The sequence below is a fragment of the Nocardia brasiliensis IFM 10847 genome (assembly GCF_000710915.1).
GTDB classification, from domain to species: domain Bacteria; phylum Actinomycetota; class Actinomycetes; order Mycobacteriales; family Mycobacteriaceae; genus Nocardia; species Nocardia brasiliensis_A.
The window spans coordinates 1-17,072 of sequence record NZ_BAUA01000091.1; the positions used below are offsets into that span (position 1 = coordinate 1).

Here is a 17,072-nt window from a genome sequence, read left to right on the forward strand (position 1 = left end):
ACGAAAAGCGGCCCGGAACTTCAAGTTCCGGGCCGCTTTTCTGCTTCGGTAGGTGCGACGGGACATCGACAGCAACAGGGGGCCGACAGTGACGAGTACGCCGGAGGGTTCTGCTGCGGAAGCAGCGCGGTCGGCCGCTGCCGGACAGTGGCAAATCCGATTCGAGCCGGGGACCACCAAGGAAAACATCGCGCGCATAGCGGATTTCGCCGTCGCGGAGGGTATGTGCGAGACAGGCTCAGCGGACTTGCTCCGTGCGGGTCGGGATCCGCGCTACTGGTACTCCGGCGCACTGGACCGCGCCGAGGTCGACGCGCACCGTCGGGTCCTGCGCAAAGCGCTGGCCGACGAGCCGCTGACCGCCACGGATCTCGACCCGCTGCGCGACGCTGTGCACCGGTTCGACGAATGGCTACGCGCCCTTGCCTATCCGCGCGAAGAGATCTACGACGCCGACACCACGTTCTTCGATTTCGATTAGGCAGGAGCCGCGTATGACCGAGACCGATACCCATCGGTGGCAGATCCTGTTCCCGGACGGTCTGACCGAAGCACAGGTGACTCGCCTGGCACAATTCGCCGCGGACAGCGGCATCGAACAAGCGGCGAACGGTGTCGACGACCAGTCGGCGTTCCGCTACGAATACGACCGCGCGACAGTCGAGCTGTACCGCCACCTGTTCCAGAAGATTCTCGACGGCACCGAACTCACCGCGAACAATCGGCTCGTGCTCACCGACCGGCTGGCCGAACTCGATGATTGGGCCGAGTCCACCACTGCGGCCGACTGATTCACTCGGCCAACCCCTGATGGCAGCCGTTGGGCGACGTGCCGTGCGGTTCACACCGAACGATTCATCAATCCTTGTCGGATGCTGTGCGCGCCTTCGCCTTCAGTGCGGCGCTCAACTGCGAGTCGGCCCGCAGGAGTTCGATGCCGATCAGTTCGCCGTCCGCGCCGAAATCGAGAGCGGCGACGGTTTCGTGGCCCGTACCGTCCTGGACCGGCAGCGTTCGTGCGGCGTAGCGCGGGCCGGCGGTGTTCTGCCGTAGCGCGAGATATGCGACGTTGTGCTGTTCGTCCCAGCTCACGTAATCGATGAGGTCGGAGTTCATAGTCGGGTCCTCGGTTTCATGGTTCTGGGCAACTGTCGCGGTCGGCTGCCGTTCGCTCGTGCGTATCGGCGTGCAGCTCAGCCGCGAAGCACGGTGAGCGGAGCACGGGCCGGTTCGAGCGCACCCGCGTTCACCAGGTCGTTGCGGCCCGAGACGCCCAGGACGTCGTAGAGATTACGGATGCGCCGATACATGGACCGCTCCGAAAGGTAATTCTGCCTGGCGATTTCGGCGACGGTCATCGAGGTCTTCAGCATGCGCAGGAGGCGGGCGTCGAATTCGTCCAGCTCGGGGCGGCCGATCGGAGTGGCGGCGCGCAGGCCGTTCGGGGCGACGGGCGCGGTGTCGCGGGCGGGGCGCGGTTCGCGAGCGGCGGGGGCGCGATCGGGTACCGCGCCCAGGACCGGCGGACGCGGCCTTCTCGGCTGCGCGCTGACATGGTCGAGCAGCCGGGCACGCAGGACCTCGGCTTGCCGATCGATCGAGATCGCGAGGTTGATGACGAAGTTGGCGCCGGCCCGGATCGCCAGGTAGGTCGAATGACCGGTGACGTCGTTGGTGACCGCGACGAGCAGGGTCATGGCGTGCCGCGCCCGGATCGAGCGCAGCTTTTCGGCCTGGCACTCGGTGTGCACGGGGAGCACGATCGGCGCCCCCTCGGTGTCGTGGCGGACGCCCAACTCGTCGTACTCGGCGAACTCGAGCCGCAACGGTGCGGCGAACAGACTGCCCCACCGCCCGTCTGCCGGATCCAGATAGTCGCGCAGGCTCGGATGCGCGAACGCGGTGGTCGTGGCCGTCGCCTCGATGCCCTGACTCAGCTGCAAAGCGTTCATGGAAACCCCCACCTTTTGTCCTTACTGTGTCTAGTCACGGGATTAGACGCCGCCGATGCCCGATCGGTTCCATTTCGGGGCAACAGATTTGAGAAGCTCTCTCGGCGACCCCGGCGACAGTCGCGCGGAAGACGTTGCCGCAGCACAGGCCCCCATGCGCATAAGCTATGATGACTGCACGTCAGGTACGAACTTCAGCGTGCGGCAACGAGATCCCCGCACCACGCCGACGGGCCATCCAGCATTGCCTCCGGCCCGAAGCTCGTCGCCCTCGACCGAACCCGGCGCACGATCCCGGGTCGGCAGACCACGGCGGTGTCCGAAAAATCAGTCCGATTCGGGCTGATTGAGCCGCCGGCGAACGGGTATTGCCTGCGCGACTTGTCCACTGAACCCTGAGAGACGACAGTGCCTCTGCTCACGCCCGATCCCGTCCGCAGCGATGCCGCCGCGGCCGGTCCCGCACCCGATCCCGCGCCGTTCGCCCCGGTGCCGGCCCCGCGCGGCCGCGCGCTCGGCATCCGCCGGACCTGGCACGGCTTCGGCGTGTCCGTACTCGCCCTCGTCATCACCGCCGGCGTGGTCGCCCTGTGCCTCGCCCTGCCCGCGCAGGCGCCGCTGGTGGTGGCCGTGCTCGGGATTCTCACGCTGACCCCGCCGGCCACCCTGGCCGTCACCGTCTGCCGCCACCGCAGGCCGGGCGCCTGAGGCACGGTCCCGACAGCGAAGCGACCCGGAACCGATGTGGTTCCGGGTCGCTTCTCATATGCCTGGGAGCGTGGCCTTTACGCTCGACCAGGCGCGCGGCCTACTGCCCAGGCCGCGCCGCTTCACACCTGCGGCGGCTCGATTCCGAGCTCGCGCAGGCTGTTCCGGTACACCTCCACGTTGGCGAGCTTGACGCCCTCGTAGCCACGCACCGTGTCGGCAAGCGCGGCGGCCTGCACCGCGCGGTCGTAACCCGCCTCGTCGAGCGAACCCGCCAGTGCCAGCACCATTTCCGTGTAGTGGGCCAGCAGTTCCCGCTCGACGCGACGAACATGCGCGTAGCCGAAGATGTCGAACTTGGTGCCGCGCAGCCGCTTTCCCTTGGCCAGGACCTTGAGGGCGAAGTGCCCGCGCGGCCCGATGCCGATCTTCTTCTTGCGGCCCATCGCGCGCAGGATCGGCGGGTGCAGCTTGTAGGTGAGGTTGGTGCCCTCGGGCAGCTGACCCGCCACCTGGTCGAGGAAGGCCGGGTCGATCAGCTGCCGCGCGACCTCGTACTCGTCCTTGTACGCGGTGAACTTGAACAGACCCCGCGCCACCTGCTCGCTGAACTCGGTACGACCGGTGACCTGCTCCTGCGCCGTCCACACCCGCTGCATCGTCGTCACGTAGTCCCGGGCGACCCGAACGCCCTGGAACCCGATCAGCTCCGCGGCGCGCAGCTCGACCAGCCGCCGGGTCTCACCGGTGGCGGTCAGCGTGTCGAAAAGGTCTGCCGGAACCTCGATCTCGGCCCGCTCGGCCTGCGGACGGCCGAACGCCGCGGCGAACTCGTCCGGACGGGCGATCGCGACCCGACCCCACCGGAAGGCCGCGATATTCGCGTTCACGGCGACCCCGTTGATCTCGATGGCCTCCTCGATCGCCGCCGCGGGCAGCCGCAGACCGCCGAGCTGGTAGGCGGCGCCGACCATCAGGAAGTTGGCCGCCGCGGTGTTGCCGAACAGCACCTCCGCCGCGCCGAGCGCGTCGAACGAACGCAGTTCCCGCGAGGCCTGCTCGAGCCGGGACAGCAGCGCGGGCGTCTCCGGGTACTGCACCGACTTGTCGTAGACCATGTCACCGGTCGGAGTCTTGCTGGTGGAAGCGACCGAGAGGGTGGTCTCCTTCGACCCGTAGGCCAGGTTCTTGTTGTCGGTCGCGGTGAGCAGGTCGAAGGCGACGATGCAGTCCGCGGAGCCGGGAGTCAGCCGGTTCGCGGGCTCCAGTTCGCCCGCGACGAACCGCAGATGCGAGACGACGGGGCCCGCCTTCTGGCTGAGCCCGATCTGATCCAGGCTGGCCACGTCGTAACCCGCGCGCAGCGCCGCGGTCGCCAGCACCTGGTTCACGGTGACGATGCCGGTGCCGCCGATGCCGGCGAGGAAGACATTCTGCGTCGTGGTCGGCGGATCCTGCCGCAGGTCCGGCAGCACCGGCGGGGTCGGACGCTGAATGCTCTTGCGCTTCTTGGCTTTCCCGGGATCGGGCAGTTCCACCGTGACGAAGGACGGGCAGTCGCCGTCGAGGCAGCTGTAATCGGTGTTGCACGAGGTCTGATCGATCCGGGTCTTACGGCCGAACTCGGTGTCCACCGGCTGCACCGACAGGCAGTTGCTCTTCACGCCGCAGTCACCGCAACCCTCGCAGACCGCCTCGTTGATGACCACCCGGGTCTGGCGCACCGGCAGGGTGCCCCGCTTGCGCTGACGGCGCGCGTCGGCGGCGCAGTGCTGGTCGTAGATGAGCACGGTGACGCCGGGGATCTCGCGCAGGATGCGCTGCGCTTCGTCGAGCCGGTCGCGGTGCCACAGCCGGGTGCCCGCGGCCAGGTCACGCTTGCGGTACTTCTTCGGCTCGTCGGCGCAGATGATGATCTGCGCGACGCCCTCGGTGGCGAGCTTGTGCGTCAGCCGCGGCACCGCGAGCGCGCCCTCGGCATCCTGTGCGCCGGTCATCGCGACGACATCGTTGTAGAGCAGCTTGAAGGTGATGTTCACCTTGGCCGCGACACACGCCTGCACGGCGAGCTGGCCGGAGTGGAAATACGTTCCGTCACCGATGTTCTGGAACAGGTGCGGCACGTCGGTGAACGGCGCCTGACCGATCCACTGCGCGCCTTCACCGCCCATCTGGGTGAGACCGGTGACCTTGCTGTCCTCGCGACCGGACATGGTCACCATGGTGTGGCAGCCGATGCCGCCGCCCGCCAGCGAACCCTCCGGCACGGCGGTCGAGCGGTTGTGCGGGCACCCGCTGCAGAAGTAGGCTGCGCGCTTTGCGGGCAGCACGGCCAGCGACAACGGCTGTGGCAGCGGTCGTTTCATGTCCACGAAACCGTCGAGCGCGCGGCACAGCGGCTTGGCGATCCGGCCGGTGGTGAGCTCGCCGTCCTGACTGAACAGCGGGCGGCCCGCGGCGTCGCGCTTACCGATGATCTCGGGGGCATCGGCGGTGCCGTAGAGGATTTCGCGCAGCTGCGTCTCGATGAACGCCGTCTTGTCCTCGACCACCACCAACCGGGTGAGACCCTTGGCGAACTCCCGGACCCGTTCCGGCGCAATCGGATACGGCATTCCGATGCGCAGCAGCCGGACACCGGCCCGCAGGAGCGCCTCGTCGTCCACGCCCAGGTCGATCAGCGCCTGCCGGACCGCGTCGAAAGTCGTTCCGGTGGCCGCGATCCCGATCGTGGCCTGGGCCGGGTTCACCTCGATCACGTCGAGTTCGTTGAGCGTGCTGTAGGCCTTCACCGTCTCCCAGCGCGGCCCGTACAGGTCCGCCTCGGCGATCACGCTGTCGGTCGGCGCGGCCATCGGACGCTGCAGGTAGCTGAACGGGCGTCCCTCCCAGGTGATCTCGGGCACCGTGATGTCGATGTCGCCCACGTTGCCCTCGACCGTCCAGGCGCCGTCGGCCACATCGGCGACGATCTTCAGCGCGACCAGGCAGCCGGAGGCGCGCGACAGCGCGACTCCGTGCAGGCCCATCGTGATGATCTCGCGGGCATTGCGCGGGAACAGCACCGGAATGCCCATCGCGGCCAGCGAGCGTTCGCTCACCGCGGGCACCGTCGAGGACTTCGAGGCCGGGTCATCGCCCACGAGCAGCAGCACGCCGCCGCGCGCGTTCGCGCCGTACATATTGGCGTGCCGCAACGCATCCGTCGCGCGGTCCAGACCGGGGCCCTTGCCGTACCAGACGCCGACGACGCCGTCGTGCGTGGCCGTACCGGCCGGCAGGTCGGCCTGACTCCCCCACACCGAGGTGGCCGCGAGTTCCTCGTTCAAGCCGGGGACGAACGCGATGTCGTGCTCGGCCAGCACATTCGGCATGCCGCTGAGCATCTTGTCGACGCCGCCGAGCGGGCTGCCCTGGTATCCCGAAACGAAGGTGCCGACCCGGCGCCCGGCACGCAGATCGCGCACGTGCTGTTCCACCAGCTGTCGGGCAATCGCCTGGACGCCAGTGAGGACAACGGTGCCCGCGCCGACGCGGTAACGGTCGGCGAGGTCATACGGAGCCGGGATCAGGTCGTGATCGGCGAGCTCGGTCATTCGGTCCACCTCCGGTCAGCACCGATCGGGCGCCTTCCTAGTTGAGCACTTCTTGCCGCATACCCTGCCTTTAAAGCGCTACTTGAACAACCTTTGTTCACTTTGTTGAGCATGTTGCCCAATTCGATCACCTGTGAATGGGCACACACTATGCATGATGTGCGGTCTGTTGTGACTGCCACCACTCGGCCGTGCCGCGCGGCCCGCACGCCCGCGGCGCAATCGGCACGGCGCAGATCGCGGCGACATCCCGGCGAACGCGCGGAGCGACGACTCGGCGACCCGCCCTATCGGCGGCGACAGCGCCGGTCGGCGTGCGCGCCGCCGCCCACCGCGTTTCGCCACGCCAGCCCTGCTGCGGTGATAGCAAACGGCTTCCGTCGCCGACGGGCAGGAGTTGCGCCGGTTTGGCAATAGTGATCTTGTGCAGGTGCACAGGTAGCGCATTGTTACTTGTCCAATATGCCGGGGCCGGGTGCGCGGGGCCGCGGTCGCGACGCTACTTTCGCTGCGGATGGTGCCGCCTGCTGCGGCGATCCGCAGCGTCGAGTCGAAAGGTGGTGTGCCGGTCCGCCCCTCGGTGCGGCTGTGGGTTCCTGCTTACCGTCCGCGCAGCGAACGACGACGTTCGCCGCGATCTCCATGCAGTGGTGGTCCGTCCGAACTGCCGAACGAAAGTCGGGGTCGGCGAGTCGATGACGGCCGATATTCGAAGGAAAGCCGTGCGAAGAGTTCCGTTCAGGATCGCGATCCTGATGTTGAGCATCGTCTCGATGGGCCTGGTCGGCCTGCCCGCGACGACCGCTCAGCCGCTTTACCCCACCCCTGACCCGGATGTGTTCTACAGTGCGCCAGCGAATTTGGCGGACCTGAAACCCGGTGATGTCGTGCGTTCCCGCAAGATCGACACCGGCCCGTACGTCGGGACCGAGGGCTGGCAGGTTGCCTTCCGGTCCACCAACTCCCAGAGCAAGCCGGTCATGGGCGTGACCACGGTGCTGCTGCCGCTCGGCGTCAAGAACCCGCCGCTGGTCTCCTACCAGGCGCTCATCAACTCCCTTGGCACCCAGTGCAACCCGTCGCGCTCGCTGTTCAACGGCGAACTCCAGGACGCGGTCGGCGCGATGCTGCCGATCGGGCGCGGCTGGGCGGTCTCGCTACCCGACTACCTCGGCCCCACCTCGGCCTACGGCGCCGCCCGGCTCAGCGGCATGATGACGCTGGACAGCGTCAAAGCCGTGCAGAAGGTGACCGAACTCGGACTCGGCAATTCGCCTGTCGCCATTGCGGGTTACTCCGGCGGCGGCATGGCCACCGCGTGGGCGGCCGCGTTGCAGCCCACCTACGCCCCCGACCTGAAGCTCACCGCCGCCGTCGCGGGCGGTATCCCCGCCGATCTCGAGGAGATGGCGATGGCGCTGGGCTTCGCGCCGCACCCCGGCTTCGGCCTGGCCTTCGCCGCTGCGATGGGCCTGGAACGCGAATACCCTGAGCGGCTGCCGGTTTCGGATCAGCTCAATGAAAACGGTTTGTGGTTCCGGGAATTCACCCATGACGCCTGCCGCCGGTTCCTGCTGTTCCACGGCGCGTTCCGCAACGCCGAGCAGATGGCCGCGTCGAAGAGCCTGATGGACAGCCCGGTCGCGCACCAGGTGCTGCGGGAGAACAGCCTGCGCTACTACGACGGCGTCCCCAGCATCCCCACCTTCATCTGGCAGGGCCGCTTCGATGAAATGACCTTCTTCCCACCGGTCGCCGAGGTAGTCGACCGCTACTGCAAGGCGGGCGCACAAGTGGAGTTCCGCCCCTACGAGATCGCCGAACACCTGACCACCGCCGCCGCGGGCTTCGTCGAAGCCTGGAACTACGTGGAAGCCCGCTTCCGCGGCGACCCCGCCCCCACCACCTGCTGACCGTTTCCTGAAAAGTGGCCCCGGAGTTCGACTCCGGGGCCACTGCCATACCCGACCATCAGGCCAGGCGTTCGTGGTTCAGACCAAGCCGGCGTGCGAAGTGGAATACCGGGCGGCTCAGCTGATATTGCGGACTTGTTCTTCGTATTCGGCGCGGGTCTTCTCGTCGGCGGGGTGCAGGGCGCGGTCACCGTCGAAGAGGCGGCGTACCAGGCGCACGGCGCGTTCGGGGGCGGCCGCGAGGGCGACGTCGATGGGGCCGAGGTAGTTGGGGACGGCGACCTCGGCCTTGCGGGTGTCGACGGTGCGCACGATGGCGGCGGCGACGTCCTCGGGATCGACGGTGGGCATGCCGTGGCCGAGGGTCAGGCCGGAGGAGAGCCGGGTGCGCACCGCGGAGGGCAGCACGCAGCTGACGCTGATGCCCTGCGGCGCGAACTCCAAACGCGTTGCGGCGGAAAGGCCTACGGCGGCGAACTTGCTCGCGTTGTAGACGGCCAGACCGGCCACCGGGATCTTGCCCGCCAACGAGGCCACGTTGACGATATGGCCGCGGCCGCGCTCGATCATGCCGGGCGCGACGGCGCGCATGCCGTGGATCAGGCCCCACACGTTGATGTCCATCGTGGCCTGCCCCACCACATCCGGCTCGTCGAGGAACGCACCAGCGGGCATCACACCCGCGTTGTTGACGAGGATGTCGACGCCGCCGAGATCGGCGATCACCTTGTCCCACTGGCCCCGGGAACGCACGTCGAGCTCGACGGACGCGGCGCCCAGTGCGGCAGCGGCGGTTTCGGCGGCCGCGGTATCGACATCGGCGATCACCACCTCGGCGCCCTTGGCCGCGAACAGTTCCGCGGTGGACTGCCCGATGCCGCGGCCGGCGCCGGTGATCAGCACCCGCGCGCCTTTCAGATCGATGCCGGGGTAACCGTGACCGAGAATTCTCATGCGAAGGCTCCTTGTTCGACCGCACGGCGTGTGCTGGTCAGGCTGTGCTGGAAGGTGTCGAGACGGCGGCGGCCGTCCATGAAATTGGGGCCCATGACCGCGAGATCCGCGGCGGTGGCGTCGATGCGCAGCACCTTGGTACCGGTGGCGCGCAGCTGGGCGATCTCCGCATCGAGCGCGGCACTCATGCGATTGCGCAGCTGCCGTTCGAGGAAGTGACCCGGCCCGCTCGCGGGGATCTTCCCGCTCGAGGCCATCGGAGCGAGCACGACGAGTTCGTCCAACTTCGCCGGCACGAGCAGATCCACCGAGGCGGTCGAACCCGCGCCGCCGTCGATGAACCGGCGACCGTCGATCGCGACCGGCGGAAACCACCCGGGCACCGCCCACGAGGCGCGCAACGCGGCCCCCAGCGGGGCCGTCGGTGCGTCGGGCGCACCGAACGGAACCCGCTGTCCCGTTTCGTAATCCATGCTCACCAGCCAGGTCGCCGGATGCGGCACCCAGGCGCGGCCGGGATTCAGCCGCTCGGCCAGCTGCTGCAACCAGCTCGCGTCGCCGCCGCCGACCGGCAGCAACCCGCTGCCCGCGGTGAGCAGCCGCTGCCCGGACCCGGTGCGCCGCAACGGCAATCGGAGAGAGCCGAGGCGCGGGCGCGGCACGGGCGGCAATCGCCCCGGACCGGACCGCAGGTGCGCGGTGAGGATCGGGTTCGCCGAGGTGCCGTCCTGCATCGCGACCAGCTCCGGCACCGCGACACCGCTGCCGAGCATGGTGACCAGCTCCGCCCCCGCCGAAGTGCCGATCAGGACGTCGGCCTCGCGCGGATCCCAGTCGAGCACTTCGCGGACCGCGGCGAGCGCCGCGACGATCCACGCGGCACCGAGCGTGCCACCACAGCCGATGGCCAGGCCGCGTCGCTGCGACCCGTTCTTGTTACCCATGGTTTCAAACACTAGCAGAATTCAAATACCAGCAGTATCTGAAATCTTCCGGTACGTAGAATCACGGCATGGCACGACTGACCCGATCCGAGAGCCAGGCCCGCACCCGCGCGGACTTGATCGCCACGGCCCGCGACCTCTTCCTGGCCGACGGCTACGCCAGCACCAGCCTGGAACGGGTCGCCGAGGAGGCGGGGTACTCCAAGGGCGCCGTCTACTCGAACTTCCGCACCAAGAAGGAGCTCGGCCTCGAGGTGCTCGAGCTGATCCATGCGACCAAGTTCCAAGAGGTGACCGACCTGCTCGCGGCGAGCGACGATTTCGACGAGCGGCTGGAGCGATTCCAGGAGTGGGCCGAGCGCACCGTCGGCGACGTCGGATGGACCATGCTCGAATTCGAGTTCGCCACCGTCGCCCGGGACGACCCGGCACTGCAGGCGGCGCTGGTGTCCAGCCTCAGCGTGCTGCGCGGCGCCGTTGCCGCGCAGGTCCAGACGCTGGCCGACACGATCGGGATAGAGCTGCCGGTCCCGGTCGAGGACGCCGCGACGGGAATCCTCAGCATGGGCATCGGCCTGGGTATGCAGCGCGCCATCGACCCGTCCATCCCGGCCAGGTTGATCACCGATGCGCTGCGCATGCTGCTCACCCTCGGCACGGGTCCGCTCGCCGCGAAGAGCACCGCCACGTCGTGACGGCCGTCATGCGGTGAAGTGCAGCGTCCATTCCCCGCGGTAGTGCAGCCGGGTGACACTGCCCGGCGGAATATCGATCCGCCAGAACGACTTCGGCGGCGCGTCCAGCGTCACCAGCAGTGCCGCCCGGATCACCGCGGGGTGGGTGACGGCAATGGTGGATTTCCCCTCGGAGGCGATCTCGGCCATCCAGTATCTGGTCCGCTCGATCACGTCCACCACGGACTCACCGCCGTGGCCGCGGAACTTCGGGTCGGTGAGCCACGCGTACAGCTCGTCCTGCGGCACCGACATCAGCGCGCCACCGCGCCAGGCCCCCGCATCCAGATCACGTAGTCGGGTGTCCTCTTCGCCCGGCAGGCCCAGTAGCGCCGCCGTTTCGACCGTCCGGCGTTCCGGACCGGTGAGCACCCGGGGAGCGGCCAGCGCGGTGCTGCCGGAGATGGCGCGGCGGCCTGCTTCGGTCAGCGATTCGTCGACTGGAAAACGTGCCTTCCGCATCGCCTCGGTCATTCCATGGCTGACCAGGTCGAGTCTCAGCACCTTGTGCACGCCCAGAAGCGTACGGCTATCTGTTCCGCCTCTCCGCGTATTCAGGCCAGACTCAGGTGCGCGAACACCGACGTCGGCGACCGGCGGTCGGGCGGCGATCCCGCTCAGCCCGTCCCCGGTGAGTTACCCATGTGCGAACGAGATCAGTGGTCAGGGTGGTTGACACCGATAAGTGTGTCGGTGGTCGGGTGCAGACTGAGGACATGGCTCAGTTCTCCCCGGCTACCCAGGAGTGGTTCGACGGCGCGTTCCCGGCGCCGACGTCCGCGCAGCTGGGGGCGTGGGAGGCGATCTCGGCGGGTGAGCACACATTGGTGATCGCGCCGACCGGCTCGGGCAAGACGCTGTCGGCGTTCCTGTGGGCGATCGACCAGCTGGCGACCCGGGAGCAGTCCGCGCAGCGCACCGGCACGTCGGTGCTGTACGTGTCCCCGCTCAAGGCGCTCGCGGTGGACGTGGAGCGCAATCTGCGGGCGCCGTTGGTCGGCGTCACGCAGACCGCCAAGCGACTCGGCCTGGATCCCCCGGAGATCAGGGTCGGCGTGCGCTCCGGCGATACCAGCGCGGCCGACCGGCGCACGATGCAGCGCACCCCACCGGACATCCTGATCACCACGCCCGAGTCGCTGTTCCTGATGCTCACCTCCGCGGCCAAGGAGACGCTGCGCGACGTGCGCACCGTGATCGTGGACGAAGTACACGCGATCGCCGGGTCCAAACGCGGAGCGCACCTGGCCCTTTCACTGGCCCGGCTGGACCTGCTCACCTCCGAACCGCGCGACGAGGACGGCCGGGCACCGAGTGGTCCGGCCCAGCGCATCGGCCTCTCGGCGACCGTGCGGCCGCCGGCCGAGGTCGGGCGCTTCCTGGTCGGGAACGCGCCGATCACCATCGTCGCACCGCCCGCGCCGAAGACCTTCGACCTGTCCGTGCGGGTGCCGGTCGCGGACATGACCGAGCCAGGGGACTCCGATCAGCCCGGCTCGATCTGGCCGCACGTGGACGAGGCCATCGTGGATCTCGTGCTGGAGCACCGGTCATCGATCGTCTTCGCGAATTCGCGACGCCTGGCCGAGCGGCTCACCGCACGGCTCAACGAGACCTACGCGGAGCGGATCGGCGCACCGGTGGAACTCGAGCACAAGCCGCCCGCCCAGCTCGGCGCGTCCACCGAGGTGGTACACGGCGCGAGCCAGCTGCTCGCGCGGGCGCATCACGGATCGGTGAGCAAAGAGCAGCGCGCGCTGATCGAGGACGACCTGAAGAGCGGGCGGCTGCGCTGCGTGGTCGCGACCAGCAGCCTCGAACTCGGCATCGATATGGGCGCGGTCGACCTGGTGGTCCAGGTGGAGGCGCCGCCCTCGGTCGCGAGCGGCCTGCAGCGGGTCGGTCGGGCCGGGCATCAGGTCGGCGAGATCTCGCGCGGCGTGTTGTTTCCCAAGCACCGCACCGACGTGATCCATTGCGCGGTCGCGGCCCAGCGGATGACCACGGGCCAGATCGAGGCCATCCAGATCCCGGCGCACCCGCTCGACATCCTGGCCCAGCAGACGGTGGCCGCGTGCGCGCTGGAACCCATCGACGTCGACGCCTGGTTCGAGATCGTCCGCGGCACCGGCAGTTACGCGACGCTGCCCCGCTCGGCCTACGAGTCGGTGCTCGACCTCTTGTCCGGGCGCTACCCGTCCGACGAGTTCGCCGAACTGCGCCCGCGGCTGGTGTGGGATCGCGACGCGGGCACCCTCACCGGACGGCCCGGCGCGCAGCGGCTCGCGGTGACCTCGGGCGGCGCGATTCCCGACCGCGGCCTGTTCGCGGTGTACATGGTCGGGGAAAAGGCCTCGCGGGTCGGCGAACTCGACGAGGAGATGGTGTACGAGTCGCGGGTCGGCGACGTCTTCGCGCTCGGCGCGACCAGCTGGCGGATCGAGGAGATCACCTTCGATCGGGTGCTGGTGACACCCGCGTTCGGGCAGCCGGGCCGGCTGCCGTTCTGGCACGGCGACGGCCTGGGCCGCCCCGCCGAACTCGGCGGCGCGCTCGGCGAATTCGTGCGCAAGGTCGGCCAGCACCCGGAGAACCTGGAAAAGCTCACGGCCGCAGCGGGTCTGGACGCCTTCGCGACCAGCAATCTGGGTGCCCTGCTGGACGAGCAACGCACTGCGACGGGCCACCTGCCGAGCGACAAGACCCTGGTGGTGGAGCGCTTCCGGGACGAGCTCGGCGATTGGCGCCTGGTGCTGCATTCGCCGTACGGCCTGCCGGTGCACGCACCGTGGGCGTTGGCGATCGGTGCGCGACTGCGCGAACGGTTCGGCGTGGACGCGGCGCCCAACGCCTCCGACGACGGCATCGTGGTGCGCCTGCCCGACACCACCGACGATCCGCCCGGCGCCGAGCTGTTCGTCTTCGAACCCGACGAGATCGACGACGTGGTCACCGAACAGGTCGGCGGCTCAGCGCTTTTCGCTTCGCGTTTCCGCGAGTGCGCCGCCCGCGCGCTGCTGCTGCCGCGCCGCGATCCGGGCAAGCGCGCCCCGCTGTGGCAGCAACGGCAACGCTCGGCGCAGCTGCTGGACGTCGCGCGCAAATTCCCCGATTTCCCGATCCTGCTGGAGACGGTGCGCGAATGTCTGCGCGACGTCTACGATCTGCCGTCGCTGCGCGACGTGCTCAGCCGGGTGGCGCGCAGGCAGTTGCGACTCGTCGAGGTGGAGACGGCGACTCCGTCGCCGTTCGCCAACGCCCTGCTGTTCGACTACATCGGCCAGTTCATGTACGACGGTGACAGTCCACTGGCCGAACGCCGTGCCGCCGCCCTCTCGCTCGATTCGGGCTTGCTCGCCGAACTGCTCGGACGCGTGGAGCTGCGCGAACTGCTCGACGCCTCGGTGCTCGAGCTGACCGAACGCGAACTCCAGCGGCTCACCCCGGAGCGCCACGCGCGCGACGCCGAGGGTCTGGCCGATCTGCTGCGCCTGCTCGGTCCGCTCACCGCCGCGGAGGCCGCCGAGCGCTGCGTGGACGATCCGGCCGGCTGGTTCGCCGACCTGCTGGCGGCGCGGCGCGCCATGGAGGTGACCTTCGCGGGCCGCAGCTGGTGGGTGGCCGTGGAGGACGCATCCAGGCTGCGGGACGCGCTGGGCGTGCCGCTACCGATCGGGACGCCCGCGGCCTTCATCGAACCGGTCGCCGACCCGCTCGGCGATCTGGTCGGGCGCTACGCCCGCACGCACGGCCCGTTCGGCACGGAGGCGGTGGCGGCCCGGTTCGGGCTCGGCACCGCGGTCGCCGCCACCGCGCTGCACCGGCTGGCCACCGAAAAACGGCTCGTGGAAGGCGAATTCACGCCCGGCGCGGCGGGATCCGAGTGGTGCGACGCGCAGGTGTTGCGCCGGCTGCGCCGCCGCTCGCTCGCGGCCGCCCGGCACGAGGTCGAACCGGTGTCGACGGCCACGCTCGGCCGTTTCCTGCCCGCCTGGCAGCACATCGGCAGTGGTGAACTCCGGGGCGTCGACGGCGTGGCCGCGGTGGTGGAACAGCTGGCGGGCGTGCCGATTCCGGCCTCGGCCTGGGAATCGCTCATCCTGCCCGCGCGGGTGCGCGACTACTCCCCCGCCATGCTGGACGAGCTGATGGCCACCGGTGAGGTCAGCTGGTCCGGCCACGGCTCGATCACGGCGAAGGACGGCTGGATCGCCCTGCACTTGACCGACCAGGCCCCGTTCACCCTGCCGCCGCCCGACGACATCGAACTCTCCGAGGTGCAGCTCAGCCTGCTCGCCGCGCTCGGTGCGACGCTCGTGCCGCGACCGGCGAATTCCGCGCTACCTCATCAGGAACCGGTCGAACTGGATCTCGACACGACCACCGGGGCACCGCCCGGGGCCGGCGCCCCGGCGCCCCGGCTCGCTCCGGTCCTGCACGGCGGGGGCGCCTACTTCTTCCGTCAACTCTCCGACGCCACCGGTTTGCTGGATGACACGCAAGTTGCCGCGGCACTGTGGGAATTGGTCTGGGCGGGAATGGTTTCCGGCGATACCTTCGCACCGGTGCGCGCACTGCTGTCCGGCACCACGCGCACCACGACCGCGCACCGGACCCCGCGCCGTGCCCCGCGCGGACGGGCGTATCTGCCGCGGCCGAGCATGCCGACCCGGTCCGGTCCGCCGATGGTGGCCGGTCGATGGTCACTGCTGCCGGAGCGGGTGTCGGACAACACCGTTCGCGCGCACGCGACCGCCGATCTGCTGCTGGAACGGTACGGCGTGCTGACCAGGGGCTCGGTCCAGAACGAAGGCATCCCGGGCGGTTTCGCGCTGATGTACCGGGTGCTCACCGAGTTCGAAGACCGTGGCCGATGCCGCCGTGGCTATTTCGTCGACTCGCTCGGCGGCGCCCAGTTCTCCACCACCGACGTGGTGGACCGGTTGCGCTCGTTCGACACCGAACGCCGGCCGGCGGAGACCAAATCCCAAACCGGCCAGGCCCTCGCACTGGCCGCCTGCGATCCGGCCAATCCCTATGGCGCAGCACTGCCGTGGCCGAAGGGCGAGGGCGACGGCGGACATCGGCCGGGGCGGAAGGCGGGCGCGATCGTCGTGCTCGTCGACGGCGAATTGGTGCTGTATCTCGAACGCGGCGGCAAGACACTGCTCACCTTCACCGAGGACCCGGACGCCCGCCAGTCCGCCGCACACGCCATGGCGGGGCTCGTGCACAGCAGGCGCGTCGATTCCCTCGTCATCGACAAGGTGGACGGGGAAACGGTGCACGGCAACACCTTCGCGGGCTTCCTCACCGAAGCGGGCTTCTCCGCCACCCCGCGCGGCCTGCGCCTGCGGACGCGGCCGTGAGGGGCGCCCACCCGGCACGGTGGTGTCATGCCCGAGGGTGACACGGTCTACTTCGCCGCGGCCCGGCTGCGCGCCGCGCTCGAAGGAAAGACCTTGACCAGCAGTGACTTCCGGGTGCCCCGCTATGCCACGGTGGATCTCAGCGATCAGGTGGTGCAGAGCGTCGGCAGCTACGGAAAGCACCTCTTCATCCGGACCCCTACGGTTAGCGTCCACACGCACCTCAAGATGGAGGGCATCTGGCGGGTCTTCCATTGCGGACAGCGCTGGACCAGGCCGCGGGTCACCGCGCGGCTGGTGTTGCGCACGGACGAGGTGGAGGCCGTCGGGTTCTCGCTGGGCAAGGTCGAGGTGCTGCGCCTGGCCGACGAGCACACCGTGATCGATCACCTCGGCCCCGACCTGCTCGGACCGAATTGGGATGTCGCCGAGGTGATGGCCCGATTGCAGCGGCAGCCGGAGCAGTCGATCGGGGTCGCGCTGCTGGATCAGCGCAACCTCGCCGGTATCGGCAATATCTACCGCAGCGAGATCTGCTACCTGCGGCGCGTGCATCCGGCGACCCCCGTCGGCGCGGTGCCCGATCTGCTCGCGCTCGTGCACGAGGCACACCGGGTGCTGAACAAGGCGGTGCACGAACCACCCTGGCGCCCACTGGCCTACGGGCGCACCCGCTGGCCGTGCCAGCGCTGTGGCACCCAGATCACCGTACGTCTGCTCGGCGATACCGCGCCGGAGACGGATCGGCTCGCCAAACGCGAGCGTGGCATCTACTTCTGCCCGCGCTGCCAGCCCGAGCCCGCCGGCTGAGCCAGTCCCTGCCCAGTTGCCGCCGATCCGCGGCGTCGACGCAGGTCACCGCCTCCCCAGTTGATCACCGCTTCCGGACGAAGGCCCCTGGC

At 69.2% G+C, this 17,072-nt stretch carries 13 protein-coding genes; 7 read left to right on the top strand and 6 right to left on the bottom strand.

What is annotated here, in order from left to right; translation table 11 throughout:
- The first annotated feature begins 247 nt into the window (after positions 1–247).
- Together NBRGI_RS47580 and NBRGI_RS19980 are read left to right on the top strand one after the other, a co-directional pair.
- Positions 248–481 (top strand): hypothetical protein, encoded by a 234-nt coding sequence (locus tag NBRGI_RS47580; RefSeq protein ID WP_148310884.1) that lies wholly within the window; start codon positions 248–250, stop codon positions 479–481.
- Between the two features lie 13 nt (positions 482–494).
- A complete protein-coding gene (locus NBRGI_RS19980) occupies positions 495–791 on the top strand; it encodes a hypothetical protein (protein WP_029898517.1) in 297 nt (98 codons plus the stop codon).
- Between the two features lie 67 nt (positions 792–858).
- Here the strand turns inward: NBRGI_RS19980 and NBRGI_RS19985 are convergent, their stop codons facing one another.
- Together NBRGI_RS19985 and NBRGI_RS19990 are read right to left on the bottom strand one after the other, a co-directional pair.
- The gene (locus tag NBRGI_RS19985) at positions 859–1,116 is read right to left on the bottom strand and encodes a DUF2283 domain-containing protein (protein WP_029898519.1); all 258 of its coding nucleotides are present in this window, start codon (positions 1,114–1,116) and stop codon (positions 859–861) included.
- Positions 1,117–1,193: 77 nt separating this feature from the next.
- Positions 1,194–1,952, bottom strand: a complete 759-nt coding sequence (locus tag NBRGI_RS19990; RefSeq protein WP_051727900.1) for a helix-turn-helix transcriptional regulator — start codon at positions 1,950–1,952, stop codon at positions 1,194–1,196.
- Positions 1,953–2,360: 408 nt separating this feature from the next.
- Here NBRGI_RS19990 and NBRGI_RS19995 point away from each other — a divergent pair, with 408 nt between their 5' ends.
- The gene (locus NBRGI_RS19995; protein WP_029898523.1) at positions 2,361–2,660 is read left to right on the top strand and encodes a hypothetical protein; all 300 of its coding nucleotides are present in this window, start codon (positions 2,361–2,363) and stop codon (positions 2,658–2,660) included.
- Between the two features lie 122 nt (positions 2,661–2,782).
- Here NBRGI_RS19995 and NBRGI_RS20000 read toward each other — a convergent pair whose 3' ends face one another.
- On the bottom strand, positions 2,783–6,256 hold the full coding sequence (locus NBRGI_RS20000; RefSeq protein ID WP_029898525.1) for an indolepyruvate ferredoxin oxidoreductase family protein: 3,474 nt from the start codon (positions 6,254–6,256) through the stop codon (positions 2,783–2,785).
- 755 nt (positions 6,257–7,011) lie between these two features.
- Here NBRGI_RS20000 and NBRGI_RS20005 point away from each other — a divergent pair.
- The gene (locus tag NBRGI_RS20005; protein WP_029898528.1) at positions 7,012–8,169 is read left to right on the top strand and encodes a lipase family protein; all 1,158 of its coding nucleotides are present in this window, start codon (positions 7,012–7,014) and stop codon (positions 8,167–8,169) included.
- Between the two features lie 117 nt (positions 8,170–8,286).
- On the opposite strand, the gene NBRGI_RS20010 is transcribed toward NBRGI_RS20005, so the two are convergent.
- Positions 8,287–9,123, bottom strand: coding sequence for an SDR family oxidoreductase (locus tag NBRGI_RS20010; protein ID WP_029898530.1), 837 nt, complete (start codon positions 9,121–9,123; stop codon positions 8,287–8,289).
- Positions 9,120–10,067 carry a patatin-like phospholipase family protein gene (locus NBRGI_RS20015; protein WP_029898532.1) on the bottom strand — a complete coding sequence of 316 codons (948 nt, stop codon included), beginning with the start codon at positions 10,065–10,067 and terminating at the stop codon, positions 9,120–9,122. Before NBRGI_RS20015 ends, NBRGI_RS20010 begins: the two co-directional genes overlap by 4 nt.
- 68 nt (positions 10,068–10,135) lie before the next feature.
- Between NBRGI_RS20015 and NBRGI_RS20020 the strand changes: the two genes are divergently transcribed.
- Positions 10,136–10,762, top strand: coding sequence for a TetR/AcrR family transcriptional regulator (locus NBRGI_RS20020; protein ID WP_029898534.1), 627 nt, complete (start codon positions 10,136–10,138; stop codon positions 10,760–10,762).
- Between the two features lie 6 nt (positions 10,763–10,768).
- On the opposite strand, the gene NBRGI_RS20025 is transcribed toward NBRGI_RS20020, so the two are convergent.
- On the bottom strand, positions 10,769–11,314 hold the full coding sequence (locus tag NBRGI_RS20025) for a histidine phosphatase family protein (protein ID WP_029898536.1): 546 nt from the start codon (positions 11,312–11,314) through the stop codon (positions 10,769–10,771).
- Positions 11,315–11,517: 203 nt separating this feature from the next.
- Here NBRGI_RS20025 and NBRGI_RS20030 point away from each other — a divergent pair, with 203 nt between their 5' ends.
- Positions 11,518–16,170, top strand: coding sequence for an ATP-dependent helicase (locus NBRGI_RS20030; RefSeq protein ID WP_029898538.1), 4,653 nt, complete (start codon positions 11,518–11,520; stop codon positions 16,168–16,170).
- A 27-nt stretch (positions 16,171–16,197) separates the two neighbouring features.
- The gene (locus NBRGI_RS20035; RefSeq protein WP_029898541.1) at positions 16,198–16,980 is read left to right on the top strand and encodes a DNA-formamidopyrimidine glycosylase family protein; all 783 of its coding nucleotides are present in this window, start codon (positions 16,198–16,200) and stop codon (positions 16,978–16,980) included.
- Positions 16,981–17,072 lie beyond the last annotated feature (92 nt).

Coding starts and splice junctions, on each gene's coding strand:
- NBRGI_RS19980 (WP_029898517.1), top strand. CDS start 495: ATGACCGAGACCGATACCCATCGGTGGCAGATCCTGTTCCCGGACGGT.
- NBRGI_RS19990 (WP_051727900.1), bottom strand. CDS start 1,952: ATGAACGCTTTGCAGCTGAGTCAGGGCATCGAGGCGACGGCCACGACC.
- NBRGI_RS20000 (WP_029898525.1), bottom strand. CDS start 6,256: ATGACCGAGCTCGCCGATCACGACCTGATCCCGGCTCCGTATGACCTC.
- NBRGI_RS19985 (WP_029898519.1), bottom strand. CDS start 1,116: ATGAACTCCGACCTCATCGATTACGTGAGCTGGGACGAACAGCACAAC.
- NBRGI_RS20030 (WP_029898538.1), top strand. CDS start 11,518: ATGGCTCAGTTCTCCCCGGCTACCCAGGAGTGGTTCGACGGCGCGTTC.
- NBRGI_RS20015 (WP_029898532.1), bottom strand. CDS start 10,067: ATGGGTAACAAGAACGGGTCGCAGCGACGCGGCCTGGCCATCGGCTGT.
- NBRGI_RS20005 (WP_029898528.1), top strand. CDS start 7,012: ATGTTGAGCATCGTCTCGATGGGCCTGGTCGGCCTGCCCGCGACGACC.
- NBRGI_RS20010 (WP_029898530.1), bottom strand. CDS start 9,123: ATGAGAATTCTCGGTCACGGTTACCCCGGCATCGATCTGAAAGGCGCG.
- NBRGI_RS20020 (WP_029898534.1), top strand. CDS start 10,136: ATGGCACGACTGACCCGATCCGAGAGCCAGGCCCGCACCCGCGCGGAC.
- NBRGI_RS20035 (WP_029898541.1), top strand. CDS start 16,198: ATGCCCGAGGGTGACACGGTCTACTTCGCCGCGGCCCGGCTGCGCGCC.